This window comes from Nocardia sp. NBC_01503 (assembly GCF_036327755.1).
In the GTDB taxonomy this organism is placed as follows: Bacteria; Actinomycetota; Actinomycetes; order Mycobacteriales; family Mycobacteriaceae; genus Nocardia.
Genome location: NZ_CP109596.1, coordinates 5,283,076 through 5,302,443 on the forward strand (window position 1 = coordinate 5,283,076; position 19,368 = coordinate 5,302,443).

Consider the following 19,368-nt stretch of genomic DNA (forward strand, 5'->3'; position numbering starts at 1 on the left):
CTAAACTCACTCTCGCTCAGCGCCAGTGACATGAACAGTCAAAGGCGGAAAACCGTTGAAGGACACCGACGAATAGCTCGCCGTATAGGCGCCGGTCTCGAGGATTCGAACTGAATCACCGGCTCGCAACGTGGTCGGAAGAAGGATCCGCGTGCGCTGATAGAGTACATCGTCGCCATCGCAGGTCGGACCAGCGACGACCGCCTCGGCCACCGGATCGCCATCGCGATCGGTCTGGAAACGGTATGCGATGTACTCGTTCTCGGTCTCGGCCATGCCGTTGTAGCGGCCGATATCGAGGTATATCCAGCGCCGCCCGTCCGGCGCCTGGCGAACATTCACCACCTCGGCGTGGATCACTCCGGTGTTACCCACAAGGGCGCGACCGGGTTCCACGATCAGGGTGGCGTGTTCCGGGAGATGGCGGGCGGCGGCCGCGGTGATCACCGCGCCCAGCTCGTCCACGCCGGGAGCCGCGTCGGCGTACGAAATCGGCAGTCCCCCACCGATATTCACCACCGATACGGGAATGTCCTTGACCGCCAACGTTTCCGCGATGGCACCGGCCTGTTCGATACCGATCTGCCATGCGATCGGATCCAGCTGCTGCGAACCCACATGGAAATACGGTCCGCCGACCTTCAACCCCAGATCGTGCGCGCGCACCAGCAACTGCGCCGCTTCGCCCGGGGCGCAACCGAACTTGGTGCCGAACGGGGTCTGCGACTGCGGGGCCGAGGCGAGGAATCGGCACTCGACCTCGGAGCCGGGCGCATGCGCGGCGATCCGCTCGAGATCATCCTCGGTATCGAAGGCGAAGCGGCGCACACCCGCGGCGAACGCGGCGGCGATATGGCTCGCCTTCTTGATCGGGTTGCCGTAGCACATGACGGCCGGATCAACCCCCTGCGCCAGGCAGAGCTCGATCTCACCGACACTGGCGACGTCGAACTCGGCGCCTTCGGTATCGAGTAGCCGGATGATCTCCGGTAGGGGACTCGCCTTGACGGCGAAGCGAATTCGCGCGGTGGGTAGCGCGGAGTGCAGGGCGCGGTAGTTGGCACGCACCAGGTTCAGGTCGACGACGAGACAGGGCGACTCGCGAGAGTTTGAAACGGTCAATCTAAGGGAACTCCCCACTGTTCGGGCCGTGAAAACGGCCTCGGGCAACAGCCAGCGAGAATAGCAGCGGTTGGCGTCGGAAAACGAACTGGCGATCAACGACTACGTCACCTTAACGCCGCGGGGCCGCCCGAAGGCGGCCCCGCGACCTTACGAGAGTGTGACTACTTCACCCCGCGGCGATGGTCACCTCATCGAAGACGACCTCACCCGCGGCATCGGATTCGGCCAGGTCGACGACCGCATTGATCCTCCAGCCGTGATCCCCGGCCGGATCGTCCAGCACCTGGCGCACATGCCAGAACTCGCCTCGCTTCTCCACCTGGAACAGCTTCGGGCCGCGAGCATTGGGTCCGGTGCGGATTTCGTCGTACTCGGCGAAGTAGGGCTCGAGTTCGCCCTCCCAATCGAGCTCGTCCTCGTAGTCGTCGAGCGCGTGCCAGCGCTGCAGTGCCGCCAGCTCGACCCGGCGAAACAGGGCATTGCGGACCAATACCCGGAACGACCGTTCGTTGGCGGAGATGGGGCGTACGGATTCCGCACCGAAGGCCACCTGTTCGGTATCGGTCTCCGCCCCCGGATTGGTGAGCTGCTCCCACTCGTCCAGCAGGCTCGAGTCGACCTGGCGGATCAGCTCGCCCAGCCACTCGGTGATGTCGTCCAGCTCCTCGGTGCGCGCCTGTTCGGGCACGGTGCGGCGCAGCGCGCGATAGGCATCGGCGAGGTACCGCAGCACCACGCCCTCCGAGCGCGCCAGCTCGTACTGCGAGACCAATTCGGCGAATGTCATGGAGCGCTCGACCATTTCGCGCACCACCGATTTGGGCGCGGGCTCGAACTCGGACACCCACGGATGCCCGGCCTTATATGTCTCGAATGCCGGAAGGATCAGCTCCTCGGCGAGAGGTTTGGGCCAGGTGATCTCCTCGAGCAGCTCCATGCGCTCCTCGTACTCGATCCCATCGGCCTTCATCTCCGCGACCGCCACCCCGCGCGCCTTGTGCTGCTGGGCCATCAGCAGCTGCCGTGGATTCTCCAGCGTCGATTCGATGAGCGAGATGACATCGAGGGTGTAGGTCGGCGACTCCTTGTCCAGCAGTTCGAAGGCGGCCAGCGCGAACGGCGACAGCGGCTGATCGAGCGCGAAATCCCGCTGCAGATCCACCATGAGCCGGGCATGGCGGCCGTACTGGTCCGGCTCGTCGAGCTGCTGCACCACACCCGCGTCCCGCAGCGCGCGATAGAGCTTGATGGCCTTGAGGATATGTCTGCGCTGCGCCGGGCGCGGTTCGTGATTGTCCTCCAGTAGATGTCGCATGGCGTAGAAGCAATTGCCCTTGCGCGCAATGACATTGAGCAGCATGGAGTTGGTGACATTGAAGCGCGACACCATCGGTTCCGGCGAGGCCGCGACCAGGCGATCGAAGGTCTCCTCGGACCAGGAGACGAAACCCTCCGGGGGCTTACGCTTCTGGACCTTCTTGAGCTTCTTCGGATCATCACCGGCCCGGGCGATGAGCCGGGCGTTCTCCACCTCGTGCTCGGGCGCCTGCACCACGACCGTACCCATGGTGTCGAATCCGGCGCGCCCGGCGCGACCCGAAATCTGATGGAACTCACGGGCATTGAGCCTGCGCGTGCGCACACCGTCGTATTTGGTGAGCCCGGTCAGCAGCACCGTGCGAATCGGCACATTGATACCGACGCCCAGAGTGTCTGTGCCGCAGACGACTTTGAGCAGTCCGTCCTGGGCAAGCTTCTCCACCAGTCGCCGATACTTGGGCAGCATGCCCGCGTGATGGACACCGATACCGTGCCGGATGAAGCGCGAGAGCGTCTTGCCGAACCCGGTCGCGAACCGGAATTCACCCAGCGCCTCGGCGATCGCGTCCTTCTCCGCCTTGGACGCGAAGTTCACGCTCATCAGCGCCTGAGCGCGTTCGATGGCGGCGGCCTGAGTGAAGTGCACGACGTACACCGGCGCGAGACTGGTGGTCACGAGGTCTTCGAGGGTCTCGGTGATCGGCGTGCGCACATACGAGAAGCTCAGCGGCACCGGACGTTCCGCGCCGGAGACGATCGCGGTGTCATTACCGCTGCGCCGCTTCAGATCCTCGGCGAAGAAGTCGACCTCACCGAGCGTGGCCGACATCAGCAGGAACTGCACCCCGGGCAATTCGATCAGCGGCACCTGCCACGCCCATCCGCGATCGGGATCGGCGTAGTAGTGGAACTCGTCCATGATGACCTGGCCGACCTCGGCCGCCGTACCCTCGCGCAGCGCCAGATTCGCCAGAATCTCCGCCGTGGCGCAGATGATCGGCGCATCCGGATTCACCGCCGCGTCACCGGTCACCATGCCGACCCGATCGGCCCCGAACACCTCGCACAGCGCGAAGAACTTCTCACTCACCAGCGCCTTGATCGGCGCGGTGTAGTAACTGCGCTGCCCGCGATTCAACGCCGCGTAATGCGCGCCGATGGCGACCAGCGACTTACCCGACCCGGTGGGCGTGGCGAGAATGACATTCGCCCCGGTGAACAGCTCGAGTAGCGCCTCCTCCTGAGCCGAGTACAGCGTCAGGCCTTCGGAGGACGTCCAATCGGTGAAGGTCTCGTACAGCCAGTCCGGGTCCACATCGGGTACGGCTTGGTCGGGCACGAGTTCGGATAGCTGCACGCCACTACGTTACTGGGCGATACGCCCGGCTCCGGACACGGCGGCCACCGTCGCGTCCGACATCAACCTGCGCAACCACTTCGCCGTCCCGGCGTGCGCGCCACTTCCTCACCCAGTGTGTGCGCCGGGCCGTCGCCTCGGTGTGTGCGCCCGTTCGTCATCCTGGCATGTTTTCGGCCGGGATCCACGATCCGAGCCGCATTACCGGTGCTGCTCGCCGCCTTCATCGCCCTCGCTGAAACCCGACTGCTCGGCGAGGAACTTCTCGAACTCCGCGCCCAGCTCATCGCCGGTGGGCAGATCGGCATCGGGTGCCAGCAGACTGGACTGGCGTTCCTGCGCGGTGACGAAGCTGTCGTACTGCCGCTCCAGCGCCTGCACGACATTCTCCACCTCGGCATTGCCGGAGATGTGCTCGTTGACCTGCTCACGCACCCGCGCGGCCGATTCGCTCAGCGCGGCGAGGGGCAGTTCCAGACCCGCGTTCTCGGCCACATTCTCCAGCAGCGTCTGCGCGGCCTCGGGATAGGCGGTCTGGGTCAGGTAGTGCGGCACATGCACCGAGAAGCCGACCGATTCATGCCCGTGCTGCGCCATCCGATACTCGAGCAGCGAGGACGCGCTGCCCGGCACCTGCAACTCACCCGGCCAGCGCTGATGATCGCCGATCAGATCGCTGTCACTGGCGTGCGCGGTCACACCCAGCGGACGGGTATGCGGAATCGCCATGGGAATGGCGCTCAGACCGATGGTCCGGCGCACACCCAGCTGTTCGGCCAGCAGCCGTACGGCGGTGACGAACTTCTCCCAGCGCAGATCCGGTTCCAGACCGGACAGCAGCAGGAACGGCGTCCCCGCGGTGTCCTTGACGGCCCACAGATTCAGCTCGGGCTCGGAGTACTCCGAGAAGTGATCGGTCTTGAACATCATGAGCGGGCGGCGGGAGCGATAGTCCAGCAACTCGTCCATATCGAACGAGGCGACCAGTTCGCTCTCCAGGCTTTCGCGCAGATGTGTGGTGGCCAGCTTCACAGCGTGCCCGGCATCGGTGAAACCCTCCAGCCCGTGCACCAGCACGGGACCGGCGCCGTCGGCCGAGGACAGCTGCGGAGCGGGAAACTCCAGCTCGTACATTCGCGACTCGTAGTCCATCGCGTACTCCTTCCTGCGTGGCCCACCTGCGCGACCCGTGACCTATTGTCCCTCATGCGCCGACAGGTCGTGCATCGCCCGCACCCCGGCTGCAACGCGGCAGACCCGGACACGCATTCCCGCGAGCTCGCCACGCGGCGTGGCATTCGGTGTGAACAGCGGATATTCGGCATAGTGGACGAGTGACCGTGCCGGATTCGTCGGGTCGGCAGGTGGCTTGCGAGCCCTGCCCCAAACCCACTCGCAGGTTGTCCCGAATGCCTCTCCGCCCCGTGGGGATCGCGTTACTGGGCATGATCCTCGCGGGATGCGGCAGCACAACGATATCCGGTCACCCCGTGGCATCCCAAAGTTTGGTGACAACCGTGCACACCGACAGCGGACTCGCCCGGTTACTGCCCGACGCGTCCCAATTCCCTTCCCGCTACGCCGCGGTGACTCTGCCCGTCGACGCGGCGGGTCAGGCCGCGAGCGATCTGGACGGTGTACTGCCCGGCGCGAGCATCGATCCCGCGACCTGCGCACCGCAGGCACCCACCGCCGGACCGGTGGTCGTGGTCGGCACCGATGACAATGCCCGCGCCACCCTCACCGTGGAGTTGGTGCGCACCGATCAGAAACTCGCCACCCTGCGAGATCAATTGCAGCGCTGCGGAACCGTGCACGTCGGACACGGCGGCACCACCGCCACCATCACCACCGAAATGGATCCGCCACCGCCACTGGACGCCGACGACACCCTCGCGCTGCGGCGCACCGTGCGATCGGAATCCGGCAGCGCGGGCATGACGCGCAGCATGCAGACTCTGCTCGGCCAGATCGGTGATGTGCGAATCAATGTCACCTACATGTCTTTCAGCGGCGGCAAACCCGACGCCGAAGCCCTCGACACGCTCTTCACCACCGCGGTGAGCAAGGTGCGCAAGGGCTGAAAGCCATTCGGAAGGAGCCGACCCCTGCCTGCCCGGCTCCAGTACCGAATCAGCAGGCAGAACCGGTGCCCGAACCCGAACCAGCCGAGCCGCTGCCCGCCGAACCGCTTCCGGCGGAGCCGCTTCCGAACGAACCACTCGCCGAACCGCTGCCACCCGAACCGCTGGCGGAGCCGCTGGGCAGGAATGCGCACAGGGAATTCGGCACACCGACCGGATAGACGATGGTCGACATGGACAGGCCCTGGCGCACGCCGATGGTGTAGCTGCCCGTGGCGGTCGGGTGCCAGTCCAGGGTGGCCGTCACGACGCCGGAATTGGCGACGGGCGTGACGGTTCCGATGCTCGCGCCATTGATCAGGAACTCGACCGGGCCGAACTTGTTGTCACCGGAGACCCCGGCGATGATCGAGCAGCCGTCGTTGACACTGCACGATTTGCCCGGAATCAGGCCGATCACGCTGATATCGGTGATATCCGCGGCGGCGGATCCGGCCAGCAGCGCGGGGGCCGCGAGGGCGGTGAAGGCGGCGGCGGTGCTCACCTTGAGAAGTGTTCTCGTCATTGTGTATTTCCTTCCGGCACCGGAGTGGGGTGCCGGGCGGACTGTAACAGCGCGGCGCCCTCCGATTCGGTGAAATCGGAAGTGCTGCAACATGATTCGGATTTCGCATGACTGCGCAGCAGTGTGATCAGGTGCCATAGCGCGCCACGAGTTCGGTGCCCAGGCGGGCCAATTCCGCGCGCACCGAATCGGGTTCGGTGACCTCGAGCGCGGTACCCCACCCGGCCAATTGCTGGGCGATCATGAGCGGGCTCGGGGCGGTGATGCGAACCCTGGTGCGGCCGTCCGGAATCGGGCCCTCCAGCACGCAGTGCCTGCCCTGCTGATGGCGCAGCACCGGTAGCAGATGATCCGGAACCAGGACGGTCGCCGAGAGCGTCGAACGATGCCGCTCCACCTCCTCGACAACCTCCGACCAGGCGGTATTGAGGTCGAAATCGGCTGGGCGATGCGCTGGTTCGCCGGTGATCTCGATATCGGTCATGCGATCGACCCGGAAGGTCCGCTGCCCGCGGTCGGTTCCGGCGATCAGGTACCAGATGGCGTCCTTGTCGATCAGACCCCACGGGTCGACGGTCCGCCGCGTGCGAGTCTCGCCGCGGCCGTACTCGAATCGCACCCGGCGGCGGCGCACCACCGCGCGCTGCAACTCCTCGACCGGGGCCGGAGCCTGTTCATCGCGTTCACCCCAGCGCGCCGGATCGACGATCATCGCACCGGCCGCCGCCTCCGCATCGGTGCGGAAGGACTGCGGTAGCGCGCGCAACAACTTTCGCAGTGCGGAGCGAGTGGCCGGGCTCGCGGTCGCCATCGGGCCCAGCAGCAGGAACAGTGACTGCGCCTCCGGAGCGGTCAAGCCGCTCAGATCCGTGCGCGCACCACCCACCAGTGCCCAGCCCCCACCGCGCCCGGCCTGCGGGTATACCGGAATCCCGGCGGTCGAGAGCGCCTCCAGGTCACGGCGCGCGGTCGCCACCGACACCTCCAGCTCGGCCGCGACCTCGGCCGCGGTCACCCGGCCGCGGGTCTGCATGAACAACAGGGTGGCTACCAATCGATCGGCTCGCATGAGAAAAGTCTGCCCGTAAAAGTGCTCATTCGGTGAGCACTTTGCCGTCGATGATTGTGCTATCGACATCGGAACGACCAAGGAGATCGACATGCTGCGTGGAATGGCCACCGTCACCTATTACGCCGACGACCTGGAGGCCGCCAAGGACTGGTACAGCGAATTCCTCCGCACGGCACCGTATTTCACGGTCCCGGGCGGGTACTACGAATTCCGTATCGGCGACTACCAGGCCGAGCTCGGCCTCATCGATCGCAAGTTCGCGCCGAGCCATCCCGATCAGCCTGGCGGCCAGGTGGTCAACTGGCATGTCGATGATCTGCCCGCCACCTTCGAACGACTGCTGAGCATGGGTGCCAAGGAGTTCGAGCCGATCACCGAACGCGGCGCGGGCACCGGATTCGTCACCGCCGCGGTCGTCGACCCGTTCGGAAACGTCCTGGGCATCATGTCCAACCCGCACTACCTCGAAATTCTCGCCCAGCGCGCCGAGTAGCTCGCACGTGTCACTCCTTCCGGCACGCGAGGAGCGTGCCGAGGCGGACTGTAACAGCGTGAGCGAGGGCTTTCGGGTGAAATGAAACGAATATGTTTCAAGTTTTGCGCCAACGCGGCGGCAACGTAGCAGCGGGCACCGACAGAATCCCGCGTCGGCTGCCCGCGCCACGCCGAATGGTGCACGGCGCGAACCGAATTCCACAGGCGGGGCGAAACCGGCGGTTGCTGTCGGGAGCGTGACGGTGCTCCCGCGCACCCTCGACCGCATGACAACGCCCGCCGAACCCGGCCCACCCGAACCCCTGCCCGCCGCCGTCGACCCGCCGGCCGAACCCGACCCGCACTTGCGGGATCCTGGTGATTTCATCGCCGCGATACCCGCCATGCTCGGCTTCGTGCCGGCCAGATCGCTGGTGATCACCGTATTGCGCGCGGAGCCGGGTGCCTCCGGAAGGGCGGCGATCGATGTGGTCGCCCGGATGGATCTGGACAATCCAGGTCGGTCCGCCACCGGGGAGTTGGCGGACCGGGTCGCGGGAGTCTGTGCGGGCGGGGAGGCGTCGGCGGTGCTGGCGCTGATCGTGGATGACCGGGCGACCGCGCCCGTTGAACGGCATCGTGGGGTGCGATCGCGCAAACACCGCGATCTCATCGGCGCGCTGGAGCATCGACTCGATGCCGAGGCGATTCCGCTCGCCGGTGCGTGGGCGGTAACCGCCATCGGGAGGGATCAGCCGTGGTGGAGTCTGCTCGGACCCGGGCGGTGCGGCAGTCAACCCGATCCGGCGACCTCGCTGGTGACGCTCGAGCATGTGCTCGCGGGCCGTCCAATGCGCGCCTCACGCGATGAGTTGACCGCCGCGGTCGCGGTGAATTCCATTGTGCGAGACAAGATGCCCGAACTCCTGGAGGCGGCGACCGAGGCCGCCGCCGACCGGCTCGCCCATGCCGTGCGCCGCGGTGAGCCGAACTTCTACAATCGCGCCGCACTGCGCGGCATCCTGCGGCAGATCGCGAATATCGAGGCGGGCCTTCTGCCCACCGTCGCCGACCTGGCGGAAGTGGCTGTCGCACTGCGTGATCAGACGGTGCGCGACATCCTCTTCGGCCTCACACCCGGCGTGCACGCCGGTGCGGCCGAAACCCTGTGGCTCGAATTGACCCGCGCCCTGCCCGATCCCGATCGCGCCGAGGCGGCCATGCTGCTGGGCTATACCGCCTACGCCCGCGGTGACGGACCCTTCGCCGGAGTCGCGCTGGCGGCCGCCCTGGCCTCGGACGAATCCCATCGCATGGCCAACCTGCTCGATCTCGGCCTGCAGACCGGTATGCGCCCGGAGCGGTTACACCGCTTGGCGCGGGCCGGACGCGAAGCCGCCGCGGATCTCGGGATCGATCTGCGATCGGAGCACCCGTGAAATCCGCGGCGGAGAGTGAGAACTACTTGCGTGCGCTGTGCGCGCGATCGCCGAGCGCGCGCAGGAAATCCCAGGCGTCGGTGACGATCTCGTCCAGATCGGTGTGTTCGGGCCGCCACCCCAGCTCGGCCATCGCCTTATCGCTGGAGGCGATGAGCACCGCCGGATCACCGGCGCGACGCGGCGCGTCCACCGAGTTGATGGGCAGCCCCGTCACCCGGCGGCACGCCGAAATAACCTCGCGCACCGAGAAACCGGTGCCGCTACCCAGATTGAAGATGCGATGCGCACCCGGCTGCGACTGGGTCAGCGCCAGCAGATGCGCCTGCGCCAGATCGCGAATGTGGATGTAGTCGCGCACCGCACTGCCATCCGGCGTCGGATAGTCGGTGCCGAAGACCGAGATCGAATCCCGATGGCCCAGCGCCGTCTGCAAGACGAGAGGGATCAGATGCGTCTCCACCACCCGGTTCTCGCCGAGCCCGGCGTAGGCACCGGCCACATTGAAGTACCGCAGGCTGGTGGCCGCGAGCCCGTGCGCCGCCGCGTACGAGGTAATGGCGTAATCGATCGAAAGCTTCGACGCGCCATACGGATTGGTCGGGGCCTTGGGCGCGTCCTCGACGATAGGCACCTGCTCCGGTTCGCCGTACACCGCCGCGGTGGAGGAGAAGACCAGGCGCGGGGTGCCCGCGTCCCGCATGGCCTCGAGCAGCGCCAGGGTCTTGACCACGTTGCCGTGCCAGTACTTCTCCGGCTGCACCACCGACTCGCCGACCAGCGACTGCGCCGCGAAATGCAGGACGCCGTCGAAGGATTCGGCCGCGATGAGATCTACGCCGACCGTGGCGATATCGCCCTCGACGAACTTGGCCCCGGCCGGGACGCCATCGGTATTGCCGGTGGAGAGATCATCGACGACCACCACCTCGTGGCCCTCTTCGAGCAGAACCTGCGCGACTCCGCCGCCGACGTAACCCGCGCCTCCGGTAACCAGCAGTTTCAAGTCTCAGACCAACTTCACCTGGACGGCATGCGCCATCTCATCGGACAATTCGTAGCCTTCGTGACCCGGCACCAGAATGATCACCGCACCGGGCTTGGTCTCCACATTCACCCGCGCGTCCGGTACGACACCGGCCTCACGCAGCTGACCGATGACCTCGGGATCGGTCTGAATGTGCTCGGACAGGCGACGCACCACGACCGCGGCCGACTGCCCCGAGGGCAGATCCGAGAGTCGGATCAACTTCTCCTCGCCGCCGCCGCTCGGCGTGACACCCAGTTCGTCCAGACCCGGAATGGGATTGCCGTACGGCGAGGTGGTGGGGTTGTTCAGCACCTCCACCAGGCGGCGCTCCACCTCCTCGCTCATCACATGCTCCCAGCGGCAGGCCTCGGCGTGCACGTTCTCCCAGTCCAGGCCGATGATGTCGACCAGCAGCCGCTCGGCGAGGCGATGCTTGCGCATGACCGAGACGGCCATGGCACGACCCTTATCGGTCAATTCGAGGTGGCGGTCACCGGCAACGGTCAGCAAACCGTCGCGCTCCATCCGGGCCACCGTCTGGCTCACCGTGGGCCCGCTCTGTTCGAGGCGCTCGGCAATGCGAGCGCGCAGGGGCGTAACGCCCTCCTCCTCGAGGTCGTAGATGGTACGGAGGTACATCTCCGTGGTGTCGACCAGATCCTTCACCTGTTAACCCCTTCGTCGGCACGAATTCTACCCATGCGCGGCGGCTACACCGGGCGACAGCATATTTCGCGAACGCCGAGTCAACACCCAGGACGGCCTGCGTGTTCCCCACAGGTTTCCCGGATGACAGGCGCGCCGACCCGGAATGACGGCAGGGCGGCGTCCGCAGTGTCAATAGCTTACGAAGTCCCCCGACGCATTAGCGTGGCAGGTATGCCCGACCGTGCGCGTGGAGATGGAACCGTTGTCTGGAGCGATAGGTTCCTGGACTACACGTGGACACCCGAACACCCGATGCGACCGGTGCGACTGCAGTTCACCATGGCGCTCGCGGAGAATCTGGGGCTGCTCGACGGGGTCGAGACGCTGACCCCGGCCACGGCGGGGGAGTCCGAACTGCTGCGCGTGCACACTCATGACTACATCGAGGCCGTCAAGCACGCTCGGCAACCGGCGGGCATCGTCCCGGCCGCACCGCCCTTCGGCCTCGGCTCGGCGGACAACCCGGTATTCCCGCACATGCACGAGGCGGCCTCGGTGATCGTCGGCGGGACCTTGGCCGCGGCGCGGGAGATCGCGGCCGGGCGGACCCGGCGGGCGGTCAGCATCGGCGGTGGCATGCATCACGCCATGCCGGATTCGGCGGCCGGGTTCTGCGTGTACAACGATGTGGCGGTGGCGATTTCGTGGCTGCTGGAGAACGGGTTCGATCGGATCGCCTATCTCGATGTGGACGTACATCACGGAGATGGCGTGCAGCGCATGTTCTATGGCGATCCGCGCGTGCTGACGCTCTCGATCCATCAGCATCCGGCGACGCTGTGGCCCAATACCGGATGGCCGGAGGAGACCGGGGCGGGCAAGGCCGAGGGCACGGCCGTCAATCTGCCGATCATGCCCGGCACCCGGGATCAATTGTGGCTGCGGGGTTTCCACGCGGTGGCCCCCGGCGCGCTGGCGGCGTTCCGCCCGCAGATCGTGGTCAGCCAGTGCGGGGTCGATACCCATCGCGAGGATCCGCTGGCCGATCTGGAGCTGAGCGTGGACGGTCAGCGCGCGGCCTTCATCGCCATGCGCGAACTGGCCGATCAATACGCCCAGGGGCGCTGGCTCGCGGTCGGCGGGGGTGGATACGGACTCATCCGGGTCGTCCCGCGCGCCTGGACCCATCTGCTGGCCGCCGCCCTGGATCGGGATATCGACCCGGACACCGAGATTCCGCAGCAGTGGAAGGACCTGGTCGGCGCGTACGCGCCCACCGTCGCCGCACCCGGCACCATGGGCGATGGCGCGGACACCGGCTTCGACCGCTGGGACGGTCCGGGCGGCGGTCGCGAAACCGGTGACGAGCGCGCCGACCGCGCCCGCCGGGCCCTGGACACCGCTATTTTGGCAACCCGCCGAGCGACTTTCGGCCTGCTCGGCCTGGATCCGGAGGATCCCCGTGACTGACCCCGCCGACCCCGCACCGCTGCTGCCCGCGGATACACCCGGCACGCCCGCGATTCCACCGCCGCCGCCCGAACACTGGTTCGCCGATGTGCTGGCCGCCGACGGCGGCGTGGTTCGGCTGCGCCCGATCACCCCCGACGATGCGGCGGGGTTGGAGCGATTCCACACCGGGCTCTCGGATCGGACCCGGTATCTGCGGTACTTCGGACCGTATCCGCGGATGACGCCGAAGGATCTGTACCGCACCACGCATGTGGACTATCGCGATCGGGTCGGGCTGGTGATCGAGCTCGGGGACGAGATCATCGCGGTCGGGCGGTACGAGCATCTCTCGGATCGGGCGGGAGCGCGCTCGGCCGAGGTGGCGTTCGTGGTCGCCGACCATCATCAGGGGCGCGGGCTCGGATCGATTCTGCTCGAACACCTCGCGGGCGCGGCGGCCGAGAACACCATCGAAACCTTTGTGGCAGAGGTGCTTGCCGAGAACAACGCCATGGTGACGGTGTTCCGCGATGCCGGATATCAGGTCCAGCGCAGCCGCGACGGATCGGTCCTGCACCTGGAATTCGCCATCGACCCCACCGAAGCCCTGCTCTCGGTGCGGGATTCGCGCGAACGCGCCTCCGAGGCGCGCAGTGTCGGGAATCTGCTCAGTCCGCGTTCGGTGGCGGTGATCGGCGCGACTCCGCTGGCGACCCGGGTCGGTGGCGCGGTGCTGGCGAATCTGCTCTCCGGTGGATTCCAGGGGCCGGTGTTCCCGGTGAATCGCAATCGCACCGCCGTACGCGGGGTGCGCGCCTATCCGACCGTGCGCGATATTCCCGATGAGGTCGACCTCGCCGTAATCGCCGTTCCCGCCGCCGAAATCGGCTCGGTGCTCGATGACTGTATGGCCAAGGGCGTCAAGGGGTTGGTGGTGCTCACCGCCGGATTCTCCGAGACCGGGCCGCACGGCTTCGCCGCCGAACGCGAACTCGTCGAAGCCGTACGCGCGCACGGTATGCGGGTGGTGGGTCCGAGCGCGCTCGGCATCGCCAACACCGATCCCGCCGTATCGCTGAACGCCACCCTCGCCTCGGTCCTGCCCGGGCGCGGTCGTATCGGATTCTTCTGCCAGTCAGGGCCTTTGGGCGCGGCCATTCTCGGTGAGGCGGCCGCGCGCCAACTCGGCCTGTCCACCTTCGTCTCCGCCGGTAACCGCGCCGACGTCTCCGGCAATGACCTGCTGCAGTATTGGGATACCGATCCCGGCACCGATGTGGTGCTGCTGTATCTGGAGACCTTCGGCAATCCGCGCAAGTTCTCCCGGATCGCGCGCCGGGTGGCGCGCACCAAACCCATTGTGGCCGTGAGCAGTGGCCGCAATGTGGTGCGCGTGGACGGGGAGCCGGATCTGGACCGGTCGCTGGTGCGGAATCTCTTCGCGCAGGCGGGCATCATCCAGGTCGACTCCATCACAGAGCTTTTCGACTGCGCCATGCTGCTGGCCTATCAACCGCTGCCCGCCGGGCCGCGACTGGCGGTCCTCGGCAACAGCGCCGCGCTGAACTGGCTCGCGGTGGACGCGGGCCGCAATGAAGGACTCACGGTGGGGGAGCCGATCCACCTCGGGCCGCAGGCGGGACCCGCCGACTATTTGACCGCCGTCGCGGCCGCGGTCACCGATCACACGGTGGACGCCGTCATCGTCATCTACTCCCCGCCGGTGCCGAACGCGGTCGCGGCCTTCGCCGAGGCCATTCGCTCCGGTGCGCAATCCGATCCGGAGACACCGGTTCTCACCACCTTCGTCGCCGATCAGGGCATGCCGAATCTGCTCGCCACGCGTGGACCGGGCGGCATGCTCGAGCGCGGCTCCATTCCCTCCTACGGTGATCCGGAGCGCGCGGCCCGGGCCCTGGCCCGGGTGCGGCGCTACGCGGATTGGCGCACCCGCCCGGTCTCGCAGGTGGTGCGGCCGCAGGGCTGCGCGACCGCCCGGGCCCGGGAACTGGTCGCCCAGTGGATGGCATCGGGGACCGATCACTGGCTGTCGGATCTGGAGGCCGCGGAACTATTGGGCTGCTACGGCATCGGGGTCGTCGAATTCCGCGAGGTGCGTGATGCCGATGCCGCCGTGGCCGCCGCCGAGGAGCTCGGATATCCCGTCGCCGCCAAGGCGACCGGTGAGATCTGGCGCAATCGCCCCGACCTCACCGGTGTGCGCCTGGACCTGTGGCGTCCGGACGCGGTGCGCCGGGGGTTCACCGATCTGGCCGAGATCTCCGGGAATCCCGTGCACATTCAGCGCATGGCGACCAAGGGCGTCGGCTGTGGTTTCCGGGTGCAGGACGATCCGTCCTTCGGTTCGGTGATCAGTTTCGGGCTCTCGGGCACGATTATCGATCTGCTCGGTGACCGCGTGTATCGGGCGCTACCGCTGACCGAGGACGAATCGGCCGAGCTCATCGACGCGCCCCGGGCCGCCCCGCTGCTCTCGGGCACCGTCCGCGGCCGCGATATCGGCAAACCGGTGGATCGAGCCGCCCTTGCCGAACTGGCACAACGCATTTCGGCGCTCTGTGATGACCTGCCCGAGGTGCGCGAATTGCAGTGCGAACCGATCATGGCCGCATCCGAGGGGGCGGCGGTGCTGTACGGCCGGGTGCGCATCGGGCCCGAGCCCAACCGCTTCGATATCGGGCCGCGGCGGATGGCCTGAACCGCTATGGCATGACTCACAGCGGCGGATGCGCCGAGATGGGTTGAGATGGATCAAGAATCGTCGGCATGGAGAGGTGATCGTATGCGGGAGAACCAGATCGAGACGGCGACCGCGCCACTGCGCGATGACATCCGATTCCTGGGCGGCATCCTCGGGGATACGATTCGCGATCATGAGGGGGCGGAGGTCTTCGATCTCATCGAACGGGTCCGGGTGGAGGCCTTCAAGATCCGGCGCTCGGAGGTGGATCGCGATGCGGTCGCCGATATGCTGCGCGATCTCGAGATCGGCACCGCGATACCGGTGATCCGCGCCTTCAGTCACTTCCTGCTGCTGGCCAATCTGGCCGAGGATCTGCAGCGTGATCGGCGGCGCGCGGTGCATATCGCGGCGGGGGAGCCGCCCCAGGACTCCAGTCTGGCGGCCACCTACCGCAAACTCGACGCCGCGCGGCCGGATGGGGAGGTGGTGGCCGATCTGCTCGGCGAGGCGCTGGTCTCACCGGTGATCACAGCGCACCCCACCGAGACCCGGCGGCGCACCATCTTCGATGTGCAGTCCCGGATCACCGAACTCATGCGGACGCGCCAGCGCTATGACGAGCACGAACCCGAGTTCGCCGCCATCGACACCGATATTCGGCGGCAGGTGCTGCAACTGTGGCGAGCGGCGCTGATTCGGCTGGCGCGCTTGCGTATTCAGGATGAGATCGAGGTCGGGCTGCGGTACTACGACCTCACGCTGTTCGATGTCATTCCCAAGATCAACGCCGATGTGCGGGCCGCCCTGCGTGCCCGCTGGCCCGAGTATGAGCTGCTGTCGCGCCCGATCCTGCGGCCGGGCTCGTGGATCGGCGGTGACCGGGACGGCAATCCGAATGTCACCGCCGATGTGGTGCACCGCGCCACCCATCGCGCGGGCACCGTTGCCTTCGAACGGTATCTGAAAAGCCTTGTGGAGCTGGAGAAGTCGCTGTCGCAGTCGGCGCGACTGGTGCCGGTGACGCCGGAGTTGGCAGCGCTCGCCGATGCCGGATTCGATGATTCACCGCAGCGCGCCGATGAGCCGTATCGGCGGGCGGTGCGTGCGATTCGCGCCCGGCTCAGCGCCACGGCGCGGCAGTCGCTCGGCGAAATCCCTTCGGAGGGAATCGATGTGGTGGCCGAGCCGTACGCCGGTCCGGAGGCATTGCTGGCCGATCTGAATGTGCTCGACGCCTCCATGCGCGCCTCCGGTGACGGTCTGCTCGCCGATGATCAGCTCGCGGCGCTGCGGGGCGCGGTGGAGACCTTCGGATTTCATTTGCAGGGCCTGGATCTGCGGCAGAACTCCGAGACCCATGAGCAGGTGGTGGCCGAGCTGTTCGCCTGGGCGGGCGTACATCCCGATTACGCCTCGCTCGACGAGGCGCGGCGGGTGGAGTTGCTCGCGGCCGAATTGACCACGCGCCGCCCGCTTGTCGGGCCCAGCGCCCAGCTCAGCGAGCTCGCGGCCAAGGAGTTGGCGGTGGTGCGGGCGGCCAAGACCGCACTCGATGATCTGGGGCCCGATACCGTGCCCAACTACATCATCAGTATGTGCACCTCGGTCAGCGACATGCTCGAGGCGGCGCTGCTGCTCAAAGAGGCGGGCATTCTCGATCCGGGTGACGAGCGGACGCCGCCGTCCAGTTCGGTCGGGGTGGTGCCGCTCTTCGAGACCATCGACGATCTGCGCGGTGGCGCCGAAATCCTCGCCGCCGCACTGGAAGTGCCCGCGTACAAGCGTCTGGTGCAGGCGCGCGGTATGCGGCAGGAGATCATGCTCGGCTACTCCGACTCCAATAAGGACGGCGGATATCTCGCCGCGAATTGGGCGCTGTACCGTGCGGAGCTGGATCTGGTGGATACCGCGCGCAAGACCGGAATTCGTATGCGGCTCTTCCACGGTCGCGGTGGCACGGTCGGTCGCGGTGGCGGTCGCAGTTATGACGCCATCCTGGCCCAGCCCGCCGGAGCGGTGCGCGGATCGCTGCGCCTGACCGAACAGGGGGAGGTCATCTCCACCAAATACGCGGACGCGGGCACCGCGTACCGCAATCTGGAGGCCCTCGTCGCGGGCACGCTCGAATCGACCCTGCTGGATGTGGAGGGGCTGGGCGAGGATGCCGAACCCGCCTACGCGGTGCTGGATGAGCTGGCCGAGCTTGCGCGCCAAGCCTATTCGCGGCTGGTGCATGAGACTCCGGGCTTCGTGGAGTACTTCCGCGCCTCCACGCCGGTGGCCGAGGTCGCCGATCTCAACCTCGGTAGCCGCCCGGCCTCGCGCAAGCCGACCAATTCGGTGTACGACCTGCGTGCTATTCCGTGGGTGATGTCGTGGAGTCAATCCCGGGTCATGCTGCCGGGCTGGTACGGGACCGGATCCGCCATCCAGGAGTGGATCGGTGACGATCCCGCGCGACTGGCGCAGCTGTCGGATCTGTATCGGCGCTGGCCGTTCTTCCAGACGGTGCTGTCCAATCTGGCTCAGGTGATGGCCAAGGCGGATATGGATATCGCGGCCACCTATGCCGAGTTGGTGCCCGATGAAACCTTGCGCGCCACCGTCTTCGGCATGATCTGCGATGAGTTCAGTCGCACCGCCCGCATGCACGCGGCCATTACCGGGACCGATGAGCTGCTCTCGGACAACCCGGCATTGGCGGAATCGATTCACAATCGCTTCCCGTACCTGGAGCCGATCAATCAGCTACAGGTGGAACTGCTGCGCCGCCGCCGGGCGGGTGACGATTCGGAGTTGGTCGAGCGCGGCATCCTGCTCACCATGAATGGCCTGGCTACGGCGTTGCGCAACTCCGGCTAGCGCCTTGCGTACTAGCGGAATACGTCCATGTGGTCGCGCACCCAGTCGGCATAGGTGTGCGGTGCGCGACCGAGCACCTGTTCGACATCGCCGGTGACCGTGGCATTGCGGCCCGCCCGCACGTACTTCTGACCGGGAGGGAATCGGCGTCTCGCCCAAACACTTCGCGCGCATCACCCGAATCCGGCAGGTCCTCGCCGTGGCGGGCAACACCCCCCGGTCCTATCTGGCGCTGACCACCGGCTTCTACGACCAATCCCATATGACGGCGGACTTCCGCGCCATCATGGGCGTCCCGCCCGCCGCCTTCTTCCAGGGCACCCACCCCGCCCCGACCGGCTGCCCGGCACTGAGCTGACCGGTCAGGGGATCAGTCGGGTCACGGCACTGTAGGGCCAGGACCCCGGTGCGCGTGGATCCGGTTGCGGGGCGTCGACCGCCGCGCGCAGCTGCGGCGACGACAATCTGCCGAGCCGGTCGGCCGCCAGATAGATCGACTCCAGGTACGCGACGTTCCAACCGCACTCCTCGAAGAAGGCGATTCCGTTCTCCGGCAGGAACTTCCAGGGCGCATCGCGCAGCAGCCCCACATTGCGCTCAGCCATCAGCTTCGCGACCCCGGCCGCGCTGAAGTCCAGGCACCAGCCCGCGATCTCGGGCCGCCGCAGCGCCGCGGCGAGGGCGATCACATCGGCTTCGGAGAAGTACATCACCAGCCCCTCGGTCAGCACCAGCGCCTGCTCGGCACCTGCGAGCGCATCGTCGAGAAACCTCTTCAGTGCCGGGCCGTCGGTGAGATCGACTGCCGCCCGGGTCAATCGGCACCGCGGTGTCTCCTCGGCGAGCAGTGCGTTCTTCTCCCCGACCAGACCGGGCAGATCGGCTTCGACCCAGTCGAATCCCTCCGGCAACTGCATCCGGTAGGGCCGGGTATCAAGTCCGGCACCCAGATTCACCACCAGGTCACACCCGGCGGCCACCGCCTCGTCGATCTGATCATCGATCATCTTCGTCCGAGCAACCAGAAACCAGTCATCGGCCATCACCGCCCCGGCAGCCTCGGCGATCTCCCGCCCACGATCCCCGGCCAACCGTGCGGCAAGCGGATCCCGAAACAGCGCATCGGCCCGCGCCGACTCCGCGGCCCGCCGAGCCGCCACCCACCGTGCGGTATCGGACACATGCGTAACCAACGGTCGAGATGTCATCAGATCAACTCCCCTCACCCGCCCCGCC

General features: G+C 66.9%; 15 protein-coding genes. 7 read left to right on the forward strand and 8 right to left on the reverse strand.

Annotated elements, in window-relative coordinates:
• Window positions 1-6: 6 nt before the first annotated feature.
• The 3 genes from OHB26_RS23845 to OHB26_RS23855 form a co-directional block, all read right to left on the reverse strand.
• Window positions 7-1,068: a type III PLP-dependent enzyme gene (locus OHB26_RS23845; RefSeq protein ID WP_442943036.1), complete on the reverse strand. Its 1,062-nt coding sequence runs from the start codon at window positions 1,066-1,068 to the stop codon at window positions 7-9.
• A 223-nt stretch (window positions 1,069-1,291) separates the two neighbouring features.
• Window positions 1,292-3,802 (reverse strand): DEAD/DEAH box helicase, encoded by a 2,511-nt coding sequence (locus OHB26_RS23850; protein ID WP_330179490.1) that lies wholly within the window; start codon window positions 3,800-3,802, stop codon window positions 1,292-1,294.
• A gap of 201 nt (window positions 3,803-4,003) precedes the next feature.
• Window positions 4,004-4,954, reverse strand: coding sequence for a PAC2 family protein (locus OHB26_RS23855; protein ID WP_330179491.1), 951 nt, complete (start codon window positions 4,952-4,954; stop codon window positions 4,004-4,006).
• Window positions 4,955-5,292: 338 nt separating this feature from the next.
• On the opposite strand from OHB26_RS23855, the gene OHB26_RS23860 reads away from it, so the two are divergent.
• Window positions 5,293-5,886 (forward strand): DUF5642 family protein, encoded by a 594-nt coding sequence (locus tag OHB26_RS23860; RefSeq protein ID WP_330179492.1) that lies wholly within the window; start codon window positions 5,293-5,295, stop codon window positions 5,884-5,886.
• 49 nt (window positions 5,887-5,935) lie between these two features.
• Here the strand turns inward: OHB26_RS23860 and OHB26_RS23865 are convergent, their stop codons facing one another.
• Together OHB26_RS23865 and OHB26_RS23870 are read right to left on the reverse strand one after the other, a co-directional pair.
• Complete coding sequence (locus OHB26_RS23865; protein WP_330179493.1) at window positions 5,936-6,451, reverse strand: hypothetical protein; 516 nt, start codon at window positions 6,449-6,451, stop codon at window positions 5,936-5,938.
• A 127-nt stretch (window positions 6,452-6,578) separates the two neighbouring features.
• Window positions 6,579-7,520 (reverse strand): helix-turn-helix transcriptional regulator, encoded by a 942-nt coding sequence (locus OHB26_RS23870; protein WP_330179494.1) that lies wholly within the window; start codon window positions 7,518-7,520, stop codon window positions 6,579-6,581.
• A gap of 91 nt (window positions 7,521-7,611) precedes the next feature.
• Here OHB26_RS23870 and OHB26_RS23875 point away from each other — a divergent pair, with 91 nt between their 5' ends.
• Window positions 7,612-8,016 carry a VOC family protein gene (locus OHB26_RS23875; protein ID WP_330179495.1) on the forward strand — a complete coding sequence of 135 codons (405 nt, stop codon included), beginning with the start codon at window positions 7,612-7,614 and terminating at the stop codon, window positions 8,014-8,016.
• Between the two features lie 238 nt (window positions 8,017-8,254).
• A complete protein-coding gene (locus OHB26_RS23880) occupies window positions 8,255-9,436 on the forward strand; it encodes a DUF4192 domain-containing protein (RefSeq protein WP_330179496.1) in 1,182 nt (393 codons plus the stop codon).
• A 22-nt stretch (window positions 9,437-9,458) separates the two neighbouring features.
• On the opposite strand, the gene galE is transcribed toward OHB26_RS23880, so the two are convergent.
• Together galE and OHB26_RS23890 are read right to left on the reverse strand one after the other, a co-directional pair.
• A complete protein-coding gene (galE, locus tag OHB26_RS23885; RefSeq protein WP_330179497.1) occupies window positions 9,459-10,442 on the reverse strand; it encodes a UDP-glucose 4-epimerase GalE in 984 nt (327 codons plus the stop codon).
• 3 nt (window positions 10,443-10,445) lie between these two features.
• Window positions 10,446-11,132 (reverse strand): metal-dependent transcriptional regulator, encoded by a 687-nt coding sequence (locus OHB26_RS23890; protein ID WP_330179498.1) that lies wholly within the window; start codon window positions 11,130-11,132, stop codon window positions 10,446-10,448.
• Between the two features lie 213 nt (window positions 11,133-11,345).
• Here OHB26_RS23890 and OHB26_RS23895 point away from each other — a divergent pair, with 213 nt between their 5' ends.
• The 4 genes from OHB26_RS23895 (at window position 11,346) to OHB26_RS23910 (ending at window position 18,490) form a co-directional block, all read left to right on the forward strand.
• Window positions 11,346-12,584 (forward strand): acetoin utilization protein AcuC, encoded by a 1,239-nt coding sequence (locus OHB26_RS23895; RefSeq protein ID WP_330179499.1) that lies wholly within the window; start codon window positions 11,346-11,348, stop codon window positions 12,582-12,584.
• A complete protein-coding gene (locus OHB26_RS23900) occupies window positions 12,577-15,285 on the forward strand; it encodes a bifunctional acetate--CoA ligase family protein/GNAT family N-acetyltransferase (RefSeq protein WP_442942706.1) in 2,709 nt (902 codons plus the stop codon). The genes OHB26_RS23895 and OHB26_RS23900 overlap by 8 nt, the downstream gene beginning before the upstream one ends.
• Window positions 15,286-15,369: 84 nt before the next feature.
• Window positions 15,370-18,132: a phosphoenolpyruvate carboxylase gene (ppc, locus tag OHB26_RS23905; RefSeq protein WP_330179500.1), complete on the forward strand. Its 2,763-nt coding sequence runs from the start codon at window positions 15,370-15,372 to the stop codon at window positions 18,130-18,132.
• Between the two features lie 199 nt (window positions 18,133-18,331).
• Window positions 18,332-18,490, forward strand: a complete 159-nt coding sequence (locus OHB26_RS23910) for a hypothetical protein (protein WP_330179501.1) — start codon at window positions 18,332-18,334, stop codon at window positions 18,488-18,490.
• Window positions 18,491-18,494: 4 nt separating this feature from the next.
• On the opposite strand, the gene OHB26_RS23915 is transcribed toward OHB26_RS23910, so the two are convergent.
• Window positions 18,495-19,340 (reverse strand): class I SAM-dependent methyltransferase, encoded by an 846-nt coding sequence (locus OHB26_RS23915; protein ID WP_330179502.1) that lies wholly within the window; start codon window positions 19,338-19,340, stop codon window positions 18,495-18,497.
• Between the last annotated feature and the right edge of the window lie 28 nt (window positions 19,341-19,368).